Source organism: Reyranella sp. (assembly GCF_004297405.1).
Lineage (GTDB): Bacteria > Pseudomonadota > Alphaproteobacteria > Reyranellales > Reyranellaceae > Reyranella.
Window position 1 is genome coordinate 14504 of the sequence record NZ_SCVC01000021.1, and the last position, 14284, is coordinate 28787.

General features: G+C 65.3%; 15 protein-coding genes. 3 read left to right on the forward strand and 12 right to left on the reverse strand.

Going from position 1 to position 14284, the window contains the following annotated elements:
- The first annotated feature begins 52 nt into the window (after positions 1–52).
- Complete coding sequence (locus EPO50_RS13700) at positions 53–994, forward strand: succinylglutamate desuccinylase/aspartoacylase family protein (protein WP_296344887.1); 942 nt, start codon at positions 53–55, stop codon at positions 992–994.
- On the opposite strand, the gene murJ is transcribed toward EPO50_RS13700, so the two are convergent.
- The 9 genes from murJ to EPO50_RS13745 form a co-directional block, all read right to left on the reverse strand.
- The gene (murJ, locus tag EPO50_RS13705) at positions 963–2549 is read right to left on the reverse strand and encodes a murein biosynthesis integral membrane protein MurJ (RefSeq protein ID WP_296344890.1); all 1587 of its coding nucleotides are present in this window, start codon (positions 2547–2549) and stop codon (positions 963–965) included. The genes EPO50_RS13700 and murJ overlap by 32 nt on opposite strands.
- A 162-nt stretch (positions 2550–2711) precedes the next feature.
- On the reverse strand, positions 2712–3965 hold the full coding sequence (locus tag EPO50_RS13710) for a flavin-dependent oxidoreductase (RefSeq protein WP_296344892.1): 1254 nt from the start codon (positions 3963–3965) through the stop codon (positions 2712–2714).
- Between the two features lie 4 nt (positions 3966–3969).
- A complete protein-coding gene (locus tag EPO50_RS13715; protein ID WP_296344894.1) occupies positions 3970–4383 on the reverse strand; it encodes a DUF971 domain-containing protein in 414 nt (137 codons plus the stop codon).
- A gap of 10 nt (positions 4384–4393) precedes the next feature.
- Positions 4394–4612, reverse strand: coding sequence for a Trm112 family protein (locus EPO50_RS13720; protein ID WP_020698518.1), 219 nt, complete (start codon positions 4610–4612; stop codon positions 4394–4396).
- Between the two features lie 63 nt (positions 4613–4675).
- Entirely contained in the window at positions 4676–5389 is a 714-nt protein-coding gene (locus EPO50_RS13725; RefSeq protein ID WP_296344900.1) for an LON peptidase substrate-binding domain-containing protein, read from the reverse strand.
- Between the two features lie 16 nt (positions 5390–5405).
- Complete coding sequence (gene trxA / locus EPO50_RS13730; RefSeq protein ID WP_296344903.1) at positions 5406–6341, reverse strand: thioredoxin; 936 nt, start codon at positions 6339–6341, stop codon at positions 5406–5408.
- Positions 6342–6436: 95 nt separating this feature from the next.
- Positions 6437–6769, reverse strand: coding sequence for a DUF962 domain-containing protein (locus tag EPO50_RS13735; protein WP_296344904.1), 333 nt, complete (start codon positions 6767–6769; stop codon positions 6437–6439).
- 22 nt (positions 6770–6791) lie between these two features.
- A complete protein-coding gene (locus EPO50_RS13740) occupies positions 6792–8030 on the reverse strand; it encodes a CaiB/BaiF CoA-transferase family protein (protein WP_296344906.1) in 1239 nt (412 codons plus the stop codon).
- Positions 8027–9238: a CaiB/BaiF CoA-transferase family protein gene (locus EPO50_RS13745; RefSeq protein WP_296344908.1), complete on the reverse strand. Its 1212-nt coding sequence runs from the start codon at positions 9236–9238 to the stop codon at positions 8027–8029. Before EPO50_RS13745 ends, EPO50_RS13740 begins: the two co-directional genes overlap by 4 nt.
- A gap of 196 nt (positions 9239–9434) precedes the next feature.
- Here EPO50_RS13745 and EPO50_RS13750 point away from each other — a divergent pair, with 196 nt between their 5' ends.
- Together EPO50_RS13750 and EPO50_RS13755 are read left to right on the forward strand one after the other, a co-directional pair.
- On the forward strand, positions 9435–10448 hold the full coding sequence (locus tag EPO50_RS13750) for an aspartate-semialdehyde dehydrogenase (protein WP_296344910.1): 1014 nt from the start codon (positions 9435–9437) through the stop codon (positions 10446–10448).
- A gap of 132 nt (positions 10449–10580) precedes the next feature.
- The gene (locus EPO50_RS13755; protein WP_296344912.1) at positions 10581–12005 is read left to right on the forward strand and encodes a tetratricopeptide repeat-containing glycosyltransferase family protein; all 1425 of its coding nucleotides are present in this window, start codon (positions 10581–10583) and stop codon (positions 12003–12005) included.
- 5 nt (positions 12006–12010) lie between these two features.
- Here EPO50_RS13755 and EPO50_RS13760 read toward each other — a convergent pair whose 3' ends face one another.
- From EPO50_RS13760 to EPO50_RS13770, 3 genes are read right to left on the reverse strand one after another with little or no spacing between them, the layout of a single operon-like run.
- Positions 12011–12601, reverse strand: coding sequence for a TIGR04282 family arsenosugar biosynthesis glycosyltransferase (locus tag EPO50_RS13760; RefSeq protein WP_296344914.1), 591 nt, complete (start codon positions 12599–12601; stop codon positions 12011–12013).
- The gene (locus EPO50_RS13765) at positions 12598–13326 is read right to left on the reverse strand and encodes a TIGR04283 family arsenosugar biosynthesis glycosyltransferase (RefSeq protein ID WP_296345795.1); all 729 of its coding nucleotides are present in this window, start codon (positions 13324–13326) and stop codon (positions 12598–12600) included. The genes EPO50_RS13760 and EPO50_RS13765 overlap by 4 nt, the downstream gene beginning before the upstream one ends.
- Positions 13281–14219 (reverse strand): radical SAM protein, encoded by a 939-nt coding sequence (locus EPO50_RS13770; protein ID WP_296344915.1) that lies wholly within the window; start codon positions 14217–14219, stop codon positions 13281–13283. The genes EPO50_RS13765 and EPO50_RS13770 overlap by 46 nt, the downstream gene beginning before the upstream one ends.
- Between the last annotated feature and the right edge of the window lie 65 nt (positions 14220–14284).

Consider the following 14284-nt stretch of genomic DNA (forward strand, 5'->3'; position numbering starts at 1 on the left):
TGCAAGGTAGCATGCGAAGGAACGAATAGTTTTCCGGGATGGTTTGACGCCGATGTCCGAGCTGCCGCCGATCGAGTACGCGTTTCCCGAGCTCCGTCGCTGGGAAAAGGGCGCCGCGCCTTACATCCATGTCCTCGAGAGCGGCAAGCCCGGGCCGACCGTCATGGTGGCGTCGCTGACGCACGGCAACGAAGTATCGGGCGCAATCGTGGTCGATGCGCTCCTCGCCGCGGGCGTGAAGCCGCGCCAGGGCACGCTGATCCTGTCGTTCAACAATATCGACGCTTATCACTCGTTCGACCCCAAGACGCCATTCAAGTCGCGTCTGGTCGACGAGGATTTCAATCGCGTGTGGGGCCGCCTCGACCAGCCGGCGACGACGGTCGAGACGAAGCGGGCGCAGATCGTGAGGCCGTTCGTCGAGCGCGCCGACCTGCTGCTCGACCTGCACTCCATGCACGACGATTGCGTGCCGCTGATGCTGTCCGGCCCGCTCGACAAGGGTGTGGCCTTTGCCAAGAAGATCGGCACGCCGGTCGACATCGTGCGCGATGCTGGCCATGCCGCCGGTATGCGCATGCGCGACTTCGGCGGCTTCGGCGATCCCAAGAGTCCGAAGAACGCTTTGCTGATCGAGACCGGCCAGCACTGGCGCGCCTCGTCGGTCGTCGTGGCCAAGGATGTGGCGGCGCGGTTCCTGGTCGAGACGGGAGCCGTCGAAGCAGGAGACCTGCCCGCCGACTGGCGCCAGCCGACGCCCGCCAAGCAGCGCGTCGTCGAGGTGACGCATGCCATCGCGACGCAGAGCGGCAACTTCACGCCGGCGCGGCACTTCGAGGGTCAGGAAACGATCGCCAAGGCGGGCACAGTGCTGGGCCACGACGATGGCGAGGCGGTGACGACGCCCTACGACGATTGCGTGCTGGTGATGCCGTCGTCGAGCCGGCCGCTGAAGGCTGGCGTCACTGTGGTTCGCCTGGGTCGGCTGACTTGAGGCCGGGCTGCCGGCGCAGCACGTAACGCAGCTCCGACATCCGCACGACTCCCAGCACACCACCCAGCAGCGCATAGGCGGCGATACCTGCAACGCAGGTCGCAGCGAGCGCAACGCCGCCCGAAATGTCGGGGCGCGCGAGCGGTGCGGCCAGCCAGATCATCACCCCCCACAGCGCCGCGCCCATGCCGAGGGTCGCGCCGGCCACGCGAACGGCGCGTGAGACCAGGCGCTTGTCCGGCACCCAGTGATGGCGCTTCAGCAGCACGCCCGCCAGCAATGCGGCGTTCAGCCATCCCGAGAGCGAGGAGGCCAACGCAATGCCGACATGGGCGAGCGTCGTGGCGTACAGGAAGAACAGGTTCAGCGCGATGTTGGTGGTGATGGCCGCAACCGCGATATAGAGCGGCGTGCGTGTATCCTCGCGCGCGAAGAAGCCGGGCGTGAGCGCCTTCACCAGGACGAACGCCGGCAGACCGACCGCAAAGGCCGCCAGTGCGCCGGCGGTACGCCAAGTGTCTTCGGGCCCGAACCGGCCGCGCTCGAACAGGATGCGGATGATCGGATCGGCCAGCAGCCACAAGGCGACGGCTGCCGGCAGGCTGAACAGCAGGCCGAACTCGATGGCGCGATTCTGGCTGGTCATCGCCGCCTGGGCGTTGCCGGCCCGCAGCTCGCGCGCCAGCAATGGCAATAGCGCCGTGCCGACAGCGATGCCGACCACGCCCAGCGGGAGCTGCGCAATACGGTCGGCGTAGTAGAGCGCGGAGATCGTGCCGACGGGCAGCAGCGACGCCCAGACGACATCGAGCATGACGCTGATCTGCTGGACGCCACCGCCGATTGCGACCGGCGTGGCGAGCTTCACCAGTCGCGCCACCCGTTCGGTCCAGCGTGGCCGGACCAGCTTCATGCTGACGCCGTCGCGATGACAGGCGATCAGCAGCCACAACCATTGCAGAAGTCCCGCGATCGCCACACCGATCGAAGCGGCGTAGCCGGAATTAAGCAGGAGCGGTGTCAGCCCCAGTACGGCACCGATTAGCGCGAGGTTCAGCAGCACCGGAGTCGCCGCGACATGGGCGAAGCGGTCGATGCTGTTCAACACGCCGCCATAGAGCGATGCCAGCGAGATAAACAGAAGATAGGGAAAGGTGATGCGGCCGAACTCGACGGCCAATGCGAAGGACGCCGGATCGTCGCGCATGCCCGGCGCCAGCAGCGACATCACCCACGGCATGCCGGGGATCAGCAGCAGCGTGAAAGGAATCAGGACAAGAAGCAGCGCGGCCTGCGCTTGGCGCGCGAAGGTCAACGCTTCCTCGCGTCCCTTGCCCTGCAGCTCGCGCGCGAACAACGGCACGAACGCTGCCGAGAAGGCGCCTTCGGCAAACAGGCGGCGAAAGAAGTTCGGCAGCTTGAAGGCGACGAAGAAAGCATCCGCCACTGCGCCCGAGCCCAACACTGCCGACAGCACGATGTCGCGCACGAAGCCCACGATGCGGCTCAGCAAGGTAAAGCTGCCGACCGTCGCGATGGCGCGGGCGAGACTCATCGTTCTAGGCCGTACTCGAGGCTGTTTGCGTCCGTCACAGGTGCCACAATCCTGTCATCGTCGAATGCGATAGTCTTGATCGGTGGTGGCCGGCGATGTGATGGCCGGTTTAAACCGCCACCACGGCCGGTCCCGAAAGGGGCCGGTTTCATTTTGTGGTCGTCACGCCGGACGCCCGGCGAGCTTGAGCAGCGTCTCGCGGTCCTGGGCGACGAGTTTCTTGTAGTCGCCGACGATCTTTTCGAGCTCGTCCGATGGCAGCACGCTTTCGAGATTGGTAAAGCCCTGTGGCGCGCGCTGCTCGACGATGTCGAGCATCACGTCGATGCCCTTGCGGCGGTTGCTTTCGACGATGCGCGCTGTCGGCGGCAGCCTCCGCTCTTCATAGCGCTTCAGCGCCGCTTCGGGGTCGTCACCGACGCTGAGTTCCTGCGAGATGGCTTCGCCATCGAGGATCGCCTGCGACGCGCCGTTCGAGCCGATCGGGTACATCGGATGCGCTGCATCGCCCAGCAGCGTGATGCGGCCATGGTTCCAGCGCGGCAACGGATCGCGATCGACCATCGGGAATTCCAGGATCGTATGTGCGGTGCGAATCACCTCCGGCACATCGAGCCAGCCGAAATTCCAGTCGGCAAAGCGCGGCAGGAAGTCTTCCAGCTTGCCGGGCTTGTTCCAGTCCTCGCGCGAGGGCAGGGCGCCGTCGCCCATGTGCAGGTCGCAGATCCAGTTGATCAGCGCTTCGCCCCGTTCGGCATGCGCGCGGCTGATCGGATAGCAGACGAACTTCTGATTGTGATGGCCGGCCTGCACCATGGTCGCGCCGCCGAGATAAGGTTTGCCCACGGTGACGCCGCGCCACATCAGGATGCCCTGCCACTTGGGCGGCCCTTCGTTCGGATAGAAGTGTGCCCGTACGGCCGAATGGATGCCGTCGGCGCCAATCAGAAGGTCGGCTGTGGCTTCCTCGACAATGTGACCGTCACGATCGGCGAAATGCGCCGTGACCTTCGTTTGATCCTGTGCAAAATCCGCGATGCGCCGACCGAACTTGATGCGGTCCGCACCCAGCATCTGCTGCGCGGCGAGAAACAGGATCATCTGCAGTTCGCCGCGATGGATCGAGAATTGCGGCCACGGCAGTCCGGCATGTCGCCCGCGCGGATCGGCCCAGATCGTCTGGCCATGGCGATTGGCGTAGCGCAACTCGCGCGTCTCGATGGCCGTGGCCGCCAGCGCGGGCTCCAACCCAAGGTTCGAGAGAATGCGCACAGCGCCGGCCTGGATGTTGATACCGACGCCCAAGGGCCGCATCTCAGTCACGGCCTCGAAGACGTGAACGTCGAAGCCGGCGCGATGCAGGCACATCGCTGCCGTCAGCCCGCCGATCCCGGCACCGGCGATGATGATCTTCATCTAATCAAGGGTCTCGGCTGAGGCCGCGATGGAGCAGGGCTGCCTGGTAGGCGGCCCAGCGTTCGGCGTGGGTTTCGCTGAGCTCGCGCAAGTACGCCCAGCTGTAGATGCCGCTGTCGTGCTTGTCGTCGAAGACGATGCGGATGGCATAGTGGCCGACCGCTTCGACGGCCGCGATCTTCACGTGACGGCGGCCGGAGACGATCTTCTTCTGGCTGGGGCCATGGCCCTGCACTTCCGCCGAAGGGCTTTCGACGCGCAGATATTCCGCCGTCAGCGAACAGGCGTGGCCGTCCGAGAAATCGATTTCAAGCCGACCCTCTTCCTTGAAGACACGCAACTCGACCGGCCAGGGCGCCGTCGTCGATTCATAGCTGCCCCCGTCGGGAACGGCCTTGGGGAAGTTGTCGGCGGTCATGGCCTGGCGCTCACGGCACGTCGCGAATCTGGCGCGCTTCGCTCACCAGCATGATGGGAATGCCGTCGCGGATCGGATAGGCTAGGCCTGCCTTGCGGCTGATCAGTTCGCCGGCGGCCGCGTCGTATTCGAGCGGTCCATGCGTCGCCGGGCAGACAAGAATCTCCAGCAGCTTGGGGTCCACGCCGCCACGGCGCGGAGCTGCAGGTTCGTCCGATGGAGGGCTCATCGTGCGCTGCTTTCCTTGGGTCTTTATGACGGCCGTTATAGCATGCCCGCGGGCGGGCTGCTCTCAATTGGTCCGGCGCGGCGGCGTGTCGGAAGGCTGGCCGAACGCGTTCATTTCCAGAAAGGCGAGCAGCAGCTTGGCGCGCGCCGAGCTGTCGGCGGCTTCGAGTAATGCCTGCTTCTCGGCCGGCCCGAAGGGCAGCACCATCGAGAGCGAAGTCACCAGATTGGCATCGGCTGCCTGCTTGACCGCATCCCAGTCGGTCGAGAGGTTGCGCGAGCGGAAGAAGGCGGCGAGAGCCGCCATCAGGCGCTCGCGATCCAGCTCGACCAGCTCGTCGGCATGGTCGAGGTCGGCGCGATAGGGCGAGAACACGGAAGAAACCCGGCGATAGCCGCCCTGGGCAGGCTCGAGTTCGCGCACGATCTCGAAACGGCACACGCCGGCCAAGGCCAACAGCAGGCGGCCATCCTCGGTTTCGTTGAAGCTGACGATGCGTCCGGCGCAGCCCACTTTGTGCACCTTGGGCGCGCCGTCGTTGGTCGGCATCCCGTCGCCAGCGAAGCCGCCGGGTTGCTGGGGCTGCACCATGCCGATCATGCGATGGCCCGCCAGCGCGTCGAAGACCATCGCGAGATAGCGCGGCTCGAACACATTGAGCGGCAAGCGGCCGCCGGGCAGCAGCAGCACGCCCGACAGCGGGAAGATCGGCAGCGTCTCGGGGAGCTGCTCGAAGGACAGGTCGAAGGGATTGCGAACCGGGGCGCTGTCGCTCATCGGTCGCGTACGATCCTCAGGAGAACAGGATGGTCGACAGCCGCTTGCGGCCATCGACGGAAATCGGATCGGTGAAGCCCAGCGCCTCGAAGAATTTCAGCAGCTGCTGGCGCGCGGCGGCCTCGTTCCAGTTGCGGTCGGCCTTGATCATGGCAAGCAGCTCGTCGACGGCTTTCTGCTTCTGGTTGCCGGCCCAATAGGCCATGGCGAGGTCGAGGCGGCTCTGGAAATCCTTGGGATCGGCGGCAGCCTTTGCCTTGAGGTCGCCGATCGGGCCCGCTTCCTTGGCCTTCTCCGCGAGATCGATGGCGGCCTGAACCGCCACGACATCGGCACTGGTGCGTTCCTTGGCGGGAATCTGCTCAAGCAATTCCTTCGCCTGCTCGAGATCGCCGAGCGAGACCTGGTAGCGGGCAAGACCCGCCAGCGCGGGCACGTTCGTGGGCTCCACTCCCAGGATCTCACTGTAGATCTGCGCCGCGGTTTCCATGTCGTTCTGCGCGACAGCGGCCTTCGCCTGTTCGAGCAGTTCGGCGATCTCATTGGCATTGCCGTCCGCTCCGGGCGCGCCACCGGCCGCCTGTATCAGGCGATCGACGAACTGCTTCACCTGGCTTTCCGGCACGGCGCCCATGAAGCCGTCGACCGGCCGGCCGCCGAAGAAGGCATAGACCGCCGGGATCGACTGGATGCGCAGCTGCTGGGCCAGCATCTGGTTCTTGTCGATGTCGATCTTGACCAGCTTCACCGCGCCTTTGGCTTCTTTGACCACCTTCTCGATGATCGGCTGCAGCGTCTTGCAGGGTCCGCACCACGGCGCCCAGAAGTCGACGATCACCGGAACCGTGCGCGAGGTTTCGAGCACGTCCTTGGCGAACTTGGTCTGGTCGCTGTCCTTGATCAGATCGGCGGGGGCAGCCTGCGGCGCGGCGCCCTTCAGCATCGTTTCCATAGGTCCTCGGACGGGGGAATTTGTGTTGTCCGCAATGTGGCCTCCGCTCCCCATCGGCGCAAGGGGGCCTCAAACAGGGGTAAGCGGGAGCGGAATCAGCCGCGAATCTGGTGTTTCATCAGCTCATCGCCGAGTCGGCCGGTCAGGAATAGGCCGCACATGCGATAATCGCTGATCAGCGACCAGAACGGCGCCTGGAAGGTCGCCGGCTTGTTCTTCTCGATGAAGAAGTGGCCGAACCAGGCCGGGCCGTAGCCGAAGAACGGAACCGCGATCAGCCACCACCAGCTCTGGGTGGCGATAGCCCAGATCAGGACGACAGCCGAGGCGATGGTGCCGAAATAATGCACGACGCGCGTCGCTGGCTTGGCGTGTTCCCGAAGGTAGAACGGCCAGAACTCGGCGTAGGTCTGGAAGCGCGCGGCCATGAGCCCAGTTTAGCGCAAAGTCCTAGCCTAGGGCGCCTGCCTTTTTGAGGGCCGCGATCTCGGCCTCGTCGAAACCGGTTTCGCGCAGGATTTCGTCGTTGTGCTGGCCGACCGCGGGCGGCGGGCCGGCGGGACGGGGCCGGGCAAAACCCAGGCGGATCGGATTGTTCACCGTGCGCGGGATCTCGGGGTTGGTCGTGTCGGCGAAGATGCCGGCATGCTCTGCCTGCTCGTCGCCGATCACGTCGACCAGACGTCCGATGACGCCGAAAGGAATGCCGGTGCTGGCTAGCGCCTGCTCCCATTCCGCGTAGGTCCGGGTGGCAAAGATCGACGCCAGCTCGGCCCCCAGCTCGAGGGCATGGGCGCGGCGCTCGGGGCGTCCGGCATAGCGCGCATCGGCCAACAGGTCCGGCCGCTTGATGACTGCGCAGAATTTCTCCCAGAGACGATCGTCGCGCACCATGAGGAGCTGCAACCAGCGATCGTCCTTGGTGCGATAGAGGTTGGTGAGGGCGTTGCGCGGCTTGTCGGGTGGCTGGCGCGGCGGCAGCTTGGCGCCGATCACCGCTCCAGCGGCGGACGTGCCGTTGGCCCAGACGCCATTGGCATAGAGCGACGTGCCGACCCAGCCGCCCTTGCCGGTCTGGTCGCGTCGCCGCAGCCCCAGCAGGATCGCGGCCACCAGGGTCATCGCCGTGGCGCGATCGCCTTGGGCGGGCAGTGACAGGCCAGGCGGACCGTCTTCATAGCGGGCGGAATCGAGGATGCCCGAACGGCCGAAATAGGCGGTGATGTCGAAGCCGGGGCGGTCGCGATCAGGGCCGCTCTCGCCGTAGCCGGTCAGCGAACAATAGACGAGGCGCGGGTTGATCGGTTCGATGTCTTCCCAGCGCAGCCGCAGCCGTTCACGTGCGGGTGGCGGGAAATTGACGATCAGCACGTCGGCTTTCTGCAGCAGGCGATCGAGGATCGTGCGGGCGTCGTCGTTCTTGAGATCGAGCGCGATCGAGCGCTTGTGGCGGCCGTCGAGCTGCCAGGGGAAGTTCCGGTCGTCCGGCGGATCGCTTTGGGGGTAGCTCGCGTTGCGGTAGCTGTTGCGGTGCGGGTCGCCCTCGACGGGCGGCTCGACCTTGATCACGTCGGCGCCGAAATCGGCCAGCGCCACCGCCGCGGCGGGGGCCGCGATGAACGAGCTGATGTCGAGGACGCGGAGGCCAGCGAGCGGCAGCGGTTCTTCGTTACTGGCGTCTTCGCTCATCTCACCGCGCCCGTCGATCGCAGGCCGGCGATCTCATCCGTCGAGAGGCCGATCTCACCCAGGATTTCATCGGTGTGCTGACCGAGCGTCGGGGCGGCATGAGCGATCCGTTGTTCCGCGAAGCTCACGCGGATTGGATTGGCGAGCGTGCGCGGCATCGCGGGAATGGCGGTCTCGACCACGGCGCCGGCATGGACCGCCTGCTCGTCGTCGGGAATATCCTGTGGCCGACTGATGACACCGAACGTGATCTCGTGGGCGGCCAGCGCCTTGCGCCAATGTTCGTAGGGCTGGGTGGCGAAGGTCTCGCTGAAGATCGCGGCAAGCTCGGCCGAGCGCTGCCGCCGTTCGCTGATCTCGACGAAGCGTGGATCGTCGAGCAGCTCCGGCTTCTCCAATGCACGGCAGAGCGGCGCCCAGAGCTTGTCTTCGCGCACGATGGTGAGCTGGATCCAGCGATCGTCCTTGGTGCGGTAGATGTTGCCCAGTGCGGTGCGCGGACGTTCCGGTGGCGGGCGCGGCGGCAGGAAAGCGCCGACCAACGCGGCCTGGGCGATCACGCCGCACGACCACAGGCCGTTGCCCAGCAGCGACGTGCCGACCCAGGAGCCTTCGCCGGTCTTCATGCGATGGACTAGCGCCAGCAGGATCGAGGAGACGAGGGTCATCGCCGTCGCGCGGTCGCCCTGCGCCGGTACGGGCACGCCCGGCGGGCCGCCTTCGTAGCGCTGCGCATCGAGCAGGCCGGAGCGCGCGAAGTAGGCGGTGACGTCGAAGCCCGGCCGGTCGCGATCGGGGCCGGTTTCACCGTAACCCGTCAGCGAGGCGTAGATCAGCTTCGGGTTGACCTTCTTCATGTCCTCGTAGGTGAGCTTCAACTTGTCGCGCACCGGCGGCGGGAAGTTGCAGATCACGATGTCGGAGACGGCGAGCAGCCGGTCGAGCGCGGCACGCGCAGCGGGCTGCTTGAGGTCGAGCGCCAGGGAGCGCTTGTTGCGCGAGTCCATCTGCCAGGGGTAGTCGACGTCCGCCTTCGGGTAGTTGGCCGAGTCGTGCATGATCTTGCGGTTGGCGTCGCCGTCCGGCCCCTCGATCTTGATCACGTCGGCGCCCCAGTCGCCCAGCACGACGGCCGCTGCGGGGGCTGCGATGAACGAGCTGATATCCAGTACGCGCAATCCTGCGAGTGGCAGGCCTGTCTCGGTCATTGAATCTCCCTTTCGCGCCGATATGGGCGTGGGGCCTCGGTCGCCGTCAAGGCTGGCCGTCGACAGGGTTTCGTAGATCGGCCAGATGCCGCAACAAACCGCTGTTTTCGGCGGTTTCCTTGCAAAAGGGGGACTCGGCGCGTATCTCCCTCTGTCCTTCCAATCAGAGGAGCGCGCACACAAAGCGCATAAAGTCATGGGCTACAGAGTCGCCGTCGTCGGCGCGACCGGAAATGTTGGTCGCGAAATGTTGCAGATCCTGGCCGAGAGAAACTTCCCGGCTGATGACGTTGTTGCGTTGGCGTCCGCCCGTTCGGTCGGCGCGCAGGCTTCGTTCGGCGACAAATCGATCCTTAAAGTCCAGGACCTCGCGAAATTCGACTTCAAGGGCATCGACATCGTGTTGAGCTCGCCGGGCGCCAAGGTGTCGGCTGAGCACAGCCCGCGCGCGGCCAAGGCCGGCGCCGTGGTGATCGACAACACGTCCTTCTGGCGCATGGACCCCGACGTGCCGCTGGTCGTGCCCGAGGTCAACGCCCAGGCGATCGCCGGCTACAAGGGCCGCGGCATCATCGCCAATCCGAACTGCTCGACCATCCAGATGGTGGTCGCGCTGAAGCCGATCCACGAAGCCGCCGGCATCAAGCGCGTCGTCGTGTCGACCTATCAGTCGACGTCGGGCGCCGGCAAGGAAGCGATGGACGAGCTTGTCAGCCAGACCAAGAGCTTCTTCGTCAACCAGACGCTCGACCCCGTGAAGTTCACGAAGAACATCGCCTTCAACGTCATTCCCCAGATCGACGTCTTCATGGAAGACGGCTCGACCAAGGAAGAGTGGAAGATGGTGGCCGAGACCAAGAAGATCCTCGACCCCAAGATCAAGGTTCACGCGACCTGCGTGCGCGTGCCGACCTTCGTCGGCCATGCCGAGGCCATCAACGTCGAGCTTGAGAAGCCGCTCGACGAGGTCGAGGCGCGGCGCCTGCTCGCGGCCGCTCCTGGCGTGCTCGTCGTCGACCGCCGCGAGCCGGGCGGTTACGTGACGCCGAAGGAGATTACCGGCCAGGACGGCGTCTTCGTAAGCCGCGTGCGTGTCGATCCGACCGTCGATAACGGCCTGTCGATGTGGGTGGTCAGCGACAATCTGCGCAAGGGCGCGGCGCTGAACGCCGTCCAGATCGCCGAGGAACTGATCAAAGGCTATATCTAGCTGCGATCGTCCGCTTTTCCGGACATTGAAACGGCGCGGAACCTTCGGGACCGCGCCGTTTTTCTATGGGCCCGCAGATGTTTAAGATGACGGGCTGATGTAGGATACGTTGCTCCCGTACGAGCGAGTGCCGTGAACGACACGCCGACGCTGCATCCCACGAGGCCGGAGTCCACGGCCACCGACGCGCCGACGCCCTTGTTCGGCAGCGATGCCGACAGCTTTGTGCAACAGCTTCGGTTGGCCTCGCAGGCGCATCGCGCCGGCCGTCTCGACGAGGCGATCGCTTCCTATCTCCGGCTGCTCGCCGTCCGGCCCTATCATGCCGAGCTGCACAACAATCTCGGTGTCGCATTGCGGCTGGCAGGCAAGCTCGAAGCGTCGGTGGCGCATCATCGCCTGTCGCTGGCCGCCGATCCGCAGAACCCAGCGCTGCATTCCAATCTCGGCAACGCTCTGCGCGCCGCCAATCGTCCTGACGAAGCGGTGAAGCATCATTTCCAGTCGATCGCGCTCAATCGCGATTATGCCGAGGGCTTCTTCAATCTCGCGCTCTGTCTGCGCGACCTCAGTCGTCTCGACGAAGCCGTCGGCTGCTTCAGCCGCGCGCTGACGCTCAACCCCGACAGCCGTCGCTCTCGTGTCGAGCTTGCGATCGCCCTCCTGATGCGCGGCGAACTCGCGCCGGGCTTCGCCGCCTACGAAGCACGCAAGCGCCTGCCGGAAACACCGACGCCTGAGTTCCCGCAGCCCGCTTGGGATGGCGGACCACTCGAAGGCCGGCGCATCCTGCTTTATCCCGAACAGGGTCTGAGCGACGTGCTGTTGTTCGTGCGCTTCGCGCGCGAGTTGAAGCGCCGTGGAGCGACGGTGATCGTGCTCTGCCAGGCACTCCTCAAGGAATTGCTACGCGCCGTCGACTATGTCGACGAGGTCGTGGCCGAGGGTGAAGCGCTGCCCTCGTTCGATCTTCACGCGTCGATGGTGTCGCTGCCGCATCTTTGCTGTGTCGATTTCATCGCGCTGTCGACCGAGCCTGCTTATCTTCGTGCGCCGGACGACAGTCGCATCAAGCTCGGCACGCTCGACCGCGCCAAGCTCAGGGTCGGCATCTACTGGGCCGCGATGCCCGGCCAGGCGCAGGATCGCCAACGCTCGGTACCGTTCTCGCAGTTCCTCCCCCTTGCCGGTGATCCCGAGCTGCTGGTGTTCAGCCTGCAAGGTGGCGTGCACCAGAAAGATATCCAGCAGTTCGGCGCTGGTGGCCTGGTGCACGATGTCGGTCGCGGCATCTTCGATTTTGCCGAAGCCGCGACCGCGCTGTCGCAGCTCGACCTGCTGATCTCGATCGATGCGCCGGTCGCCCATCTCGCCGCCGCGATGGGCATCAAGACCTGGGTGTTGCTGCCGTCGGCGGCCGACTGGCGTTGGCAGCTCGGCGGTGAAAGTGCGCCCTGGTACCGCTCGGCGCGCCTGTTCCGGCAATCCGTCTCCGGCGACTGGTCGCCTGTCTTCGCCGCGGTGCGCTCTGAGCTCCACACCCTGAAGCACCAATAGCAGGCTCAGAGCCGGCGATAGGCCTCGGCGTCGTCGACATCATCCAGCGTGTCCGCGAGAGCAGTCGTCATGTGGCGCGGCAACCCGGCCAGCGTGTCGGCCAGCGCTGTCGACGTCGACCAGCGCACCCCGGCGAACAGCGTCCACGGGAGCGGTCGCGTCCTCTTGGCGCCGATCAACCAGAAGCCACCATCGCTTGCCGGACCGAAGACGAGGTCGTGCCGTCCCAGCAGCGCGAAAGCGCGGGCGATGTGATGGCGACGCAAATGCGGAATGTCGCTGCCGACCAGCACGACCGGTCCTGGCGGCAACGACAGGAAGGGTAGCTTCATGCGCCGGCCGAGATCGCCCTGTCGCTGCGGCTGTCGTCGCGCTGCCGGTACGAGATTGCGCCAGACGATGTGATCGAGCGCGTGATCAGGCGTGATGAACAGCCAGACCGTCCAGCGACGATCCTTGGCCAGTCGCGCGATCTGCCCAGCCAACAGCGACCTGTAGAAGCGCGCCGCTTCCAGAACGCCGATCTCCGCGCCGAGTCGGCGTTTGACGCGGCCAGCCTGCGGCGCGCGCGCGAAGATGACGAGATGGCGCCTCATCGGCCGTAGAACCGTTGAAGGGCCTGTGGCGACACGCCCAGGAAATAGAGCGAGAGGCAGCAGAGATTTCGCAATGGCCGTCTCAGCCAACCATCGCGCTCGTAGCGCGCCGCTGACGTAAGGGCTTCGGCGTCGAGCGGCATCAGGTTCTTCGCACCAACGCGGCGCACCAGCTCGACATCCTCCATCAAGGGCAAGGGTTTGAACCCGTCGAGATATTCGTAGAGCGCCCGCGAGACCAGCAGACCCTGATCACCATAGGGCAGTCCGAGCAGGCGACACCGCAGGGTGGCGAGCCTTTCGATGCGGCGTGCACGCGGATCAAGTGTGTCGAAGTGCAGCCGGAAGTAACCGGCCTTGCCGGCATTTGTCTTGCGAGACGTGAAGCTGCGGACCGCGGCGTTCCAGCCTGGACCGAGAACCGTGTCGGCATGCAGGAAGAGGATCCAGGGTGCGCTGCCTTCGTTAGCGCCCGTTGCAAGCTGCGGGCCGCGGCCAGCAATGGTCGCTGTCACGACCGTGGCACCGGCCTGCTGCGCGATAGCAATGGTGTCGTCAGTCGATCCACCATCGCAGACGGTGATGTGGAGGCCCAGGTCGCTGTCGCGAAACGCGGAAAGCGTGCGAGCCAGGGTGCGGCCCGCATTGAGAGTCGGAATGACGACGTCGAGGTCCGTCGCTACTGGCTGCAGGCGGCACCGCCCAGGACACAGAACTTCGCGCAGTGCGGATGGTTGAGTGGCACCGCGCCGACACTGTCGGCCAGGGTCTCGCCCAGCTCGAACTGCGGATCGTAGGGCAGGAGCGTGCAGGCGACGACGGCAGGCCGCGCCGCGCCCTTGCGTTTCACGATCATGCGGGCGGAGGCACACATCACACTGTCAGGTGATTTCTTCAGGATGCCCCAGCAGGCCGTCGTGATCTCCGGCACGTCGACCGTCGGATCCATCTCGGGGAACAACACGAGCGTTCCGGGGTTTTGTGCATCGATCGACACGCCGAGTTCATCGAACAGGCGGGCATAGCCGGCGCGCACTTCTTCTTCGGTCTCGATCGAGAAGCGCCGCCCGGCGACATGGACATCGAAGCCCGAGTCGCAGAGCCACCTCAACCCGTCGAGGGTCGGCTTCCAGCTTCGCGTGCCGCGCTCCTCTTCGTGCAGGTCGCGGCCGTAGTGATCGACCGAGACACGGACGGTGAGGTTGCGACCGTGCTTCTGCAGCAAGGTGAGTAGCTCCGCCTTCATCTTGTGCATGGGCTTCATGGCGTTGGTCAGCACCATCGCCTTGAGTCCGCGCGACAGCACATCGTCGAGCATCTTTGGCAGCTCGCGATTCATGAAGGGCTCGCCGCCGGTGAAACCGATCAGGCGGGTGGCATGGCCATCGCGTTCGATCTCGTCGAGATAGTCGCTGACTTCGGCGGCCGTCAGGTAGGCCAGCCGATCGTTGCGTGGCGAGGATTCGATGTAGCAATTGCGGCAAGTGAGATTGCAGAGCGTGCCGGTGTTGAACCACAGCGTATCGAGCGCCTTCAGCGCAACATGGGCGCGCTGCTCACCTTTGGCAGTGATGAATGCATCCTTGAATTTCGCAGGATCGAGCAGAACGGGCAGCATCGACAAAAACCCTGTGTGCGGCTGGCGATAAACTTAGCACAATCCGCGTAGCGGGAAGGGGTTGC

Coding starts and splice junctions, on each gene's coding strand:
- EPO50_RS13715 (WP_296344894.1), bottom strand. CDS start 4,383: ATGACCGCCGACAACTTCCCCAAGGCCGTTCCCGACGGGGGCAGCTAT.
- EPO50_RS13735 (WP_296344904.1), bottom strand. CDS start 6,769: ATGGCCGCGCGCTTCCAGACCTACGCCGAGTTCTGGCCGTTCTACCTT.
- EPO50_RS13740 (WP_296344906.1), bottom strand. CDS start 8,030: ATGAGCGAAGACGCCAGTAACGAAGAACCGCTGCCGCTCGCTGGCCTC.
- EPO50_RS13770 (WP_296344915.1), bottom strand. CDS start 14,219: ATGCTGCCCGTTCTGCTCGATCCTGCGAAATTCAAGGATGCATTCATC.
- EPO50_RS13700 (WP_296344887.1), top strand. CDS start 53: ATGTCCGAGCTGCCGCCGATCGAGTACGCGTTTCCCGAGCTCCGTCGC.
- murJ (WP_296344890.1), bottom strand. CDS start 2,549: ATGAGTCTCGCCCGCGCCATCGCGACGGTCGGCAGCTTTACCTTGCTG.
- EPO50_RS13720 (WP_020698518.1), bottom strand. CDS start 4,612: ATGAGCCCTCCATCGGACGAACCTGCAGCTCCGCGCCGTGGCGGCGTG.
- EPO50_RS13760 (WP_296344914.1), bottom strand. CDS start 12,601: ATGAGGCGCCATCTCGTCATCTTCGCGCGCGCGCCGCAGGCTGGCCGC.
- EPO50_RS13750 (WP_296344910.1), top strand. CDS start 9,435: ATGGGCTACAGAGTCGCCGTCGTCGGCGCGACCGGAAATGTTGGTCGC.
- EPO50_RS13710 (WP_296344892.1), bottom strand. CDS start 3,965: ATGAAGATCATCATCGCCGGTGCCGGGATCGGCGGGCTGACGGCAGCG.
- EPO50_RS13745 (WP_296344908.1), bottom strand. CDS start 9,238: ATGACCGAGACAGGCCTGCCACTCGCAGGATTGCGCGTACTGGATATC.
- trxA (WP_296344903.1), bottom strand. CDS start 6,341: ATGGAAACGATGCTGAAGGGCGCCGCGCCGCAGGCTGCCCCCGCCGAT.
- EPO50_RS13725 (WP_296344900.1), bottom strand. CDS start 5,389: ATGAGCGACAGCGCCCCGGTTCGCAATCCCTTCGACCTGTCCTTCGAG.